At 67.0% G+C, this 4,960-nt stretch carries 5 protein-coding genes and 1 pseudogene; all 6 read right to left on the reverse strand.

The annotated features are described in order from the left end of the window. Positions 1-607, reverse strand: a pseudogene (locus Q0S71_RS13575) (flagellar hook-length control protein FliK); the annotation flags it as partial. Between the two features lie 52 nt (positions 608-659). Further along, entirely contained in the window at positions 660-1,100 is a 441-nt protein-coding gene (fliJ, locus tag Q0S71_RS13580) for a flagellar export protein FliJ (RefSeq protein WP_295996375.1), read from the reverse strand. 35 nt (positions 1,101-1,135) lie between these two features. Next, positions 1,136-2,551: a flagellar protein export ATPase FliI gene (fliI, locus tag Q0S71_RS13585; RefSeq protein WP_295996378.1), complete on the reverse strand. Its 1,416-nt coding sequence runs from the start codon at positions 2,549-2,551 to the stop codon at positions 1,136-1,138. A gap of 31 nt (positions 2,552-2,582) precedes the next feature. Next, on the reverse strand, positions 2,583-3,341 hold the full coding sequence (locus Q0S71_RS13590; RefSeq protein WP_295996383.1) for a flagellar assembly protein FliH: 759 nt from the start codon (positions 3,339-3,341) through the stop codon (positions 2,583-2,585). After that, positions 3,334-4,332 carry a flagellar motor switch protein FliG gene (gene fliG / locus Q0S71_RS13595; protein WP_295996387.1) on the reverse strand — a complete coding sequence of 333 codons (999 nt, stop codon included), beginning with the start codon at positions 4,330-4,332 and terminating at the stop codon, positions 3,334-3,336. The genes Q0S71_RS13590 and fliG overlap by 8 nt, the downstream gene beginning before the upstream one ends. After that, on the reverse strand, positions 4,325-4,960 hold a 636-nt coding region (locus Q0S71_RS13600; protein ID WP_295996389.1), incomplete at its 5' end, for a flagellar M-ring protein FliF C-terminal domain-containing protein. The genes fliG and Q0S71_RS13600, both read right to left, overlap by 8 nt.

The raw sequence follows: 4,960 nt of genomic DNA on the forward strand, positions 1-4,960 counted from the left end.
CGGCGGCAGCAGCAGCAGCGCTGGCCGCAGCGGTAGCAGCCGCATCGGCCGGCGTCGCGGCGACGCCGGCGGTGGCCGCCGTGGTCGTCGCGACGCTCGTTGCGGCAGCGGGTTGATTGAAGGCGGCGACCAGGGCCAGCAGATTGGCCACCGGGCCGTCCAGCGCGGCTTGCGCGTCGCTGGCGGCGTTGTCGTCTTTTTTGCCGTCGGCCGGCGCGGCGGCGGACGCCGTCGTGGCCGGCTTGGCGCCGGCGGCGCCGGCCGAGGCCGTGGCGCTGGCGTCGGCCGGCTGGGCGGCGTCGGCGTTGTCGTCGCTGTTGTTATTGCCGTTGCTGGCCGCTGGTTTGGCCGGCGCCTGGGCCTGAGCGGGCGCCGCCGTCGGCTGTGGCGGCGCGGCGGAAGCGGTCGGCGTCGGCGCCTTGTCGGCCGGTTTGGGCGCGCTGTTGGCGTTGTTGTTGGCGTTGCTGGCCGCCTGGCGCTGATCCATCTCGCGCGACAGCGCTTGCTGGAACTGGTTGTCCTGCGCGGGCGCGTTCAAGCTGATTTTCATCTGCTGCGCGTTCGCGTTCAAGGCGACGTTCGGGAGTTGAAGGTTGTTCGTTTGCATGATCGCGCCGTGTGGGTTGCGTGGAGCCGGTCAGCCTGGGCCGACCGTCCGCTTATCGTTTGTAATAGGCTTGCCGTGCCGCGTGTTCGTCCGTCTGCTTCTGGTCCAGCTTGGCTTCCCGCTTCAGCGCCACGATGGCGGCGCGGTCCAGCAGGGTGGTGTAGGACAGCCGCTTGCGCTCGCTTTCCTGCCACGCCGTTTTTTCCTCGCCGCTGCGCAACATCGCCACCCGCAGCACTTCCTGCTGGCCGTTGATGGCGTTTTCCAGCTTGCCCATGAAGGCCTGGAAGTTGCGGTAGGCCATGGGCGTGATGCCGGCCTGCTGCGCCGCCTCGAAACGCCGCGCGTACTCGTCGCGGTAGCCGATCAGCATCTGCTTTTTTTCTTCGGCATCGCTGACCGCCTTGAGCGCCACGCCCAGCCGCTTAGCGGCGGCGTCGCTGGCGCGCCGGGCCAGGTCGATCAGGGTTTCAAGTTGGGATAGGGAAGCCATGATGCCCCATTATAGGTAGCGGGCCGGAGCGGCCATCACTCGAACAGAGTGGTAAGTTGGCCCAAGCTCTCGATCATGCTGACGCGCTCGCTGATCTGCTGTTGCAGGAATTGCTCGATGCGCTCGTGCAGCGTGATGGCCTTGTCGAGCAGCGGGTCGCTGCCGGGTGCGTAGGCGCCGACGCTGATGAGGTCGCGGCTGCGCTCGTAGCGCGAATACATTTGCTTGAGCAGGCGCGACTTGGCCTGGTGGTCGGGCGAGGTGATCGCATGCATGGCGCGGCTGATCGACTGTTCGATGTCGATGGCCGGATAGTGGCCGGCCTCGGCCAGCTGGCGGTTCAGCACGATGTGGCCGTCCAAAATCGCGCGCGCCGAGTCGGCGATCGGATCTTGCTGGTCGTCGCCCTCGGTCAGCACGGTGTAGAAGGCGGTGATGGAGCCGCCGCCGACGTCGGCGTTGCCGGCCCGCTCGACCAAAATCGGCAGCTTGGCGAACACCGACGGCGGATAGCCCTTGGTGGCCGGCGGCTCGCCGATGGCCAGCGCGATTTCGCGCTGGGCCATCGCGTAGCGCGTCAGCGAATCCATAATCAGCAGGACATTCTGGCCCTGGTCGCGGAAATATTCGGCGATGGCCGTGGCGTAGGCCGCGCCTTGCAGGCGCATCAGCGGCGGCGTGTCGGCTGGCGCGGCCACGACGACGGAGCGGGCCAGCCCTTCCTCGCCGAGGATTTGTTCGATGAATTCCTTGACCTCGCGGCCCCGCTCGCCGATCAGGCCGACGACGATGACGTCGGCCTCGGTGTAGCGCGCCATCATGCCCAGCAGCACAGACTTGCCGACGCCGGAGCCGGCGAACAGGCCCATGCGCTGCCCCCGTCCCACCGTCAACATGCTGTTGATCGAGCGCACGCCGACGTCGAGCGTGTCGACGATGGGCGCGCGGCCCAGCGGGTTGGCGGGGCGCACGTTGATGGGCGCGCTGTCGGAGGCGTTCAGCGGGCCGAGGCTGTCGAGCGGGCGGCCGGCGCCGTCGAGCACGCGGCCCAGCAGTTCCGGCCCGACCGGCAGGTGGCGCGCGCGGTCGCTGGGGCGGCGGCGCGGGTGGGCCACGCTGCCGGGCCGCGGTATCATCGGTTCGACCGGGAACACGCGGGTGCCCGGCACGATGCCTTCGACGTCGCTTTGCGGCATCAGGAACAGGCGTTCGCCGTCGAAGCCGACCACTTCGGCCTCGACCTTGCCGCCGCTGGGCAGGGGCACGGTGCAGGCGGCGCCGACGGCCAGGCGCAGGCCGACCGCCTCCATGACGAGGCCGGCCACGCGCGTGACGCGGCCCGACACCTGCATCGGCTCGACGAAGCCGATCAGCGCGCCGCAATCGCCGAGATAGGCGCGCCAGCGGCCCGCGTGGGCGTTGTCGGCGCGATCTGATTTACTGTCATCCATAGTGCTGCCATTCATGTTGCGACATCCCCGCTCAAACCAGCCAGTCGACGTCTTTGCCGAGCGCGTGGGTCAGGCGCTGCCAGCGCGACGCGGCCTGGGCGTCGATCTGGTTGCTGGCGGTGTCGACCTTGCAGCCGCCGCGGCCGACGGACGCGTCTTCGATCACGCGCCAGCCGCCCTTGTCGAGCTCCTCGCCGAGGCTGTCGCGCACCAGCTTCACGTCGTCCGGATGCAGCACCAGCAGGGCCGGCTGCTGCAACACCGGCAGGTATTCGATGGCCTCGCGCACGATGGGCAGGATCAGCTCGGGCTTCACGTGCAGCGCGTTCTTGAGCATGCCCTTGGCCAGGTGCAGCGCCAGTTCCATGACGTCGGCGGCGATCAGCTGGTCGGCCTCTTGCAGCGCGGTGCCGAAGGACGTGGCCAGCGCGGCCAGCCGTTCCACCTGTTCGGCCGCCTCGATTTTCCCGGCGGCCAGCGCATCGGCGTGGCCGGCCGCGTGGCCCTCGTCGTAACCGGCCAGACGCGCCTGTTCGCGGATTTCGGCCAGCTCATCCTCGGTCGGCCAGTCCGGCGGCGGCGGGATGGCCGGACCGGCCGGTTCCATGACGCGCGCGTCTTCCTCGGCGCGCAGCTGGGCCTCGAAGCGCAGCCGCGCCGCGTAGGCGGCCTGGGCCTGCGCCGCCTGCTCGGCCTCGCGCGCGGCCAGCTGGCTCGGGCGGTCGTCGCCGAAGGAGGTCATCTCCCAGCGCTGGTAGGCCGACTGTTGTTCTTTCGGTGGATTAGACAAACGAATCCTCGCCTTTGCCGCCCAGCACGATCTGGCCTTCGTCGGCCAGACGGCGCACGATCTGCAAAATCTGTTTCTGCTGCGTTTCCACTTCGGACAGGCGCACCGGCCCCTTCGATTCCAGATCCTCGCGCATCATTTCCGAGGCGCGCGCCGACATGTTCTTGAAGATCTTGTCGCGCAATTCCTGCGACGCGCCCTTGAGCGCGATAATCAGCATTTCCGACTGCACTTCGCGCAACAGCAGCTGGATGCCGCGGTCGTCGATGTCGATCAGGTTGTCGAACACGAACATTTCATCCATGATCTTTTGGGCCATGTCGTTGTCGTAGTTCTTGATGTTGTCCATCACTGAACCTTCTTGTTCGCCGGACATGAAGTTCAGGATCTCGGCCGCCGCCCGCACCCCGCCCAGCGACGATTTCTTGATGTTCTCGTTGCCCGACAAGAGCTTGGTGAGCACGTCGTTCAGTTCGCGCAGCGCGGCCGGCTGCACGCCGTCGAGCGTGGCGATGCGCAACACCACGTCGTTGCGCAAACGGTCGGTGAAGTGGCCGAGGATTTCGCAGGCCTGGTCGCGCTCCAGGTGGACCAGGATGGTGGCGATGATCTGCGGGTGCTCGTTGCGGATCAGCTCGGCGACCGACTGCGAATCCATCCACTTCAGCGACTCGATGCCGGAGGCGTCCTTGCCGCCCAAAATGCGCGACAGCAGCACCGAGGCCTTGTCGTCGCCCAGCGCCTTGGTCAGCACCTGGCGGATGTACTCGTCCGAGTCGAGGCCGACGGTGGACGCCGCCGCGACGGAATCGCGGAAGTCGTCGAGCGTGCCGACCACCTGGTCGTGCGGCACGTTCTTCATGGTCGCCATCGCCGCGCCCAGTTTCAGCACCTCGCGCGGGCCGAGGAATTTCATCACCTCGGCCGCTTCGCTCTCGCCCATGGCCAGCATCAAGATGGCGGCCTTTTGCATTCCAGTATTTTCAGTCATTTGCGCCTAGCCATTCCTTGATGATGTTGGCGACGATGCGCGGATCTTCCACGGCCAGTTTCTTGGCCAGGGCCAGATTGTCGCGATACGTGCGGACGGTGGTTTCTTCCATTTTGCGCAACTCCTCCTCGGCGATGAGCTCGGCGTCCGGCTCCGGTTCCGGCTCCGGTTCTTCCGGTTCCGGCTCCGGCGCGTTGAGGTCGTCGATCTTCTTGAAGACCGGCCGCATCATCGGCCGCACGATGCGCAGGAAGATGTACAGCAAAATCAGGGCCGTGATGAGGAACTTGGCCAGTTCCTTGGCCAGCGGCAGGTTGGCCGGATCGCGCCACCACTCGAGCGTGGCCTCGGACGGCCGGTCGACGCCCTCGAACGGCGAGTTGGCGACGCTGACGGCGTCGCCGCGATCCTGGCTGAAGCCCATGGCTTGCTTGACCAGGTCGTTGATTTTGATCATTTCTTCCGGCGTGTAGGGCTTGACCGTCACCTTGCCGGTCTTGGCGTCGACCAGGCGGCGGTAGTTGATGACCACGGCCACGGTCAGCCGGCGCAGGCCGCCCATGCCTTTTTGTTCGTAGCGCACGGTCTTGTCGACTTCGTAATTGGTGGTCGACTCCTTGTGCGTCGG

The organism is Rugamonas sp. (assembly GCF_025354735.1).
In the GTDB taxonomy this organism is placed as follows: domain Bacteria; phylum Pseudomonadota; class Gammaproteobacteria; order Burkholderiales; family Burkholderiaceae_D; genus Rugamonas.